The following is a 2477-nucleotide window of genomic DNA, read 5'->3' on the forward strand; positions in this document are numbered from 1 at the left end:
CCAAGGGCCCGCTGAATGTAACAACGCCGAACCGTTACTTCAGTTCGATCGCCCTTGGCCAACGTGCCAAGGGACATCGATGATGACGGTTCGCGAACTGCCTTCTCTGAACAACGCCGCCCGCAGATTTCGGGTCCGGTAGGACTGCAGCAGATAATCCCACCAGTGTAGCATCACCATTTCCGGGATCAGGATCGCCACGGTCCGCTCCGGCTCATCATTCTCAATTTTCTGGACGAGTTGAACCAGCGGTTCGAGGAACTGCCGGTATTGCGATTTTATCAACAACAACCGTGGTATCTTAAAGCCGACCTGGCCGGCGGGTACTTCGACATTGATTCTCCATTCATCTCGCAGTTGACTCTCATTTTCGTCACCGTCAGGTCCCTCGAGCGCCGTCAGGCGAACAGCGGTGATGTCGCCCGACAAGCGCATCGCGAACTTCAGCGCCTTCGCTGTCAATTCATCCCAGTTTTGGAATATAACCAGAACGATCGGCGAGGATTGATACCGAAATTGAAGGGGACCGGATGCGATTTTGCGCTCGATCGTGGTGTAGTACGTCTTGATCTTCCAGAGGATCGCAAAGAGCAGTGGAATGGCCACGAGCGTGATCCAGGCACCCGAAATGAATTTAGTCACGATGATGATCGCGAGAGCGACAGTCGTGAGGGTTGCACCAAATCCGTTGATGATCAGGCGATAGACCCAGCCACGACCCTCAGCATGGCGCTGACGCCACCAATAAACTGCAATACCCGCCTGCGAGAGGATGAACGCGGTAAAGGCGCCGATGGCGAAAAGGGGAATCAAAGCATCGGTTATGCCATTGAATAACACAAGCAAGCCGCCGGCTGCGAGAGCCAAAAACAGGATACCAACTGTATAAACCAGTCTGCGGCCGGGAAGTTCAAACCCTTTCGGCAGAAAACGATCCCGCGCCAGTTGGCGGCAAAGCCGTGGAAACCCGTTGAAGCTGGTGTTGGCTGCCAGACTTAGAACCGCCAAAGTCGAGGCTATAGCGACATAATAGAAGAAGCCATGTCCGACGATCGCCTGGGCCAACTGTGATAGGACGCTCTGATAGCCCGGCTTATTTTGATCCATGGCATAGATGCCGTAGAATTTTACGAGGTAGGCGATGCCACCGAGTAGGATCGCGAGGAGCACGACGATACCGGAAAGCGTGCGGTGAGCGTTCTTTACGGTAGGTTCCTTGAACGCAGAGACACCATTGCTCACGGCTTCGACCCCTGTCATCGCCGTGCAGCCGTTGGCAAAGGCAGCAAATAGGATCCAAACGCCGAGCTGCCCATGCATGAGCACGACCTTGGGCGGTCGAATGACCGGATGAGGATGGCCACCCGTGGATGCCACGAACCACAGACCCAGACTCAGGATCACGATCCAGCCCACGACAAAGACGTAGGTCGGAATCACGAAGACTGCGCCGGCATCTGCAGCACCGCGCAAATTTACCAGCGTCACCAGAACAAGAACCGCCAGGCAGAGGAGGAGCGTATGGGGAGCCAGCACCGGCAACGCGGAGGTCAAGGCGCCGATGCCAGCCGAGATACCGACCGCCACATTCAGCGTGTAATCAAGCATCAGAGCGGTCGCTGCCAATAGACCAAATTGTTGCCCGAGATTTTCGGAGGCAACGGTGTACGCGCCCCCGTTCGATGGATAGGCCGTGATGATTTGCCAGTAGGACAAGTACAACACGAGCAGTAGCCCGATCACCGCCAGCATCACCGGAAACACCAGCGACAGGCTGAGTGCGCCGATCGGTAAAAGTATTGCCATTGCGGCTTCCGGACCGTAAGCCGCCGACGAGAGTCCGTCCAAATCCAGCGCCGCGAGCCCGGAGAGAAACCCGATTTTTTCGCCCTGACCTTCGCTGTTCGCCAGGCGACGGCCCAGCACAAAGCCGAGCGTCCTTTCCAGTATAGAAGGCTGTTCCGAATCGTTCATCGTATGGCCGCTCCCGTTGCCTCAAAAGCGGATATGGTGAGATGATGTGCCCGGGACATCCCCCCCTTGACTCCGTCCACCCTGTAGCAGAGGGTGCAGTGACACCCCCTGCATGCTTTGTCGGTAACTCAACCAAATTCCGATGCGCACCATCGAAAGTCCGCGGGGAGGGTTCCACCCCAGGAGGTACCCGGCACCTGGATTTTCTTCCAGAAGGTCTCACCCGTTCTAGCAGCCTGTCGGGCTTAACGCGACGCGGAATTAAGCGGTAGGATCGGGTTACACGATTCGCCCCGCAGGACCTCCGCCGTATGAGCAACTTCCGCCCGATCAACCGCGACATGGACTTCCTGATGCCACCATCGGTCGATGAGTGGCTGCCACAACGCCACCTCGCGCGGTTCGTGGTGGAAGTGGTTGAGGGACTGGACCTGCGGGCGATGACCGGCAGCTACCGCGGCTCGGGTGAAGCGTCCTACCACCCCCGGCTCCTGCTGGGTCTG

At 57.4% G+C, this 2477-nt stretch carries 1 protein-coding gene and 1 pseudogene; one reads left to right on the forward strand and one right to left on the reverse strand.

The genetic code is table 11. The annotated features are described in order from the left end of the window. Window positions 1-39 precede the first annotated feature (39 nt). Window positions 40-1974: an APC family permease gene (locus ACP5E6_RS18260; RefSeq protein WP_427956737.1), complete on the reverse strand. Its 1935-nt coding sequence runs from the start codon at window positions 1972-1974 to the stop codon at window positions 40-42. A 311-nt stretch (window positions 1975-2285) separates the two neighbouring features. On the opposite strand from ACP5E6_RS18260, the pseudogene ACP5E6_RS18265 reads away from it, so the two are divergent. Continuing rightward, window positions 2286-2477, forward strand: a pseudogene (locus tag ACP5E6_RS18265) (IS5/IS1182 family transposase); the annotation flags it as partial.

The organism is Acidiphilium sp. (genome assembly GCF_049977125.1).
In the GTDB taxonomy this organism is placed as follows: Bacteria; Pseudomonadota; Alphaproteobacteria; order Acetobacterales; family Acetobacteraceae; genus Acidiphilium.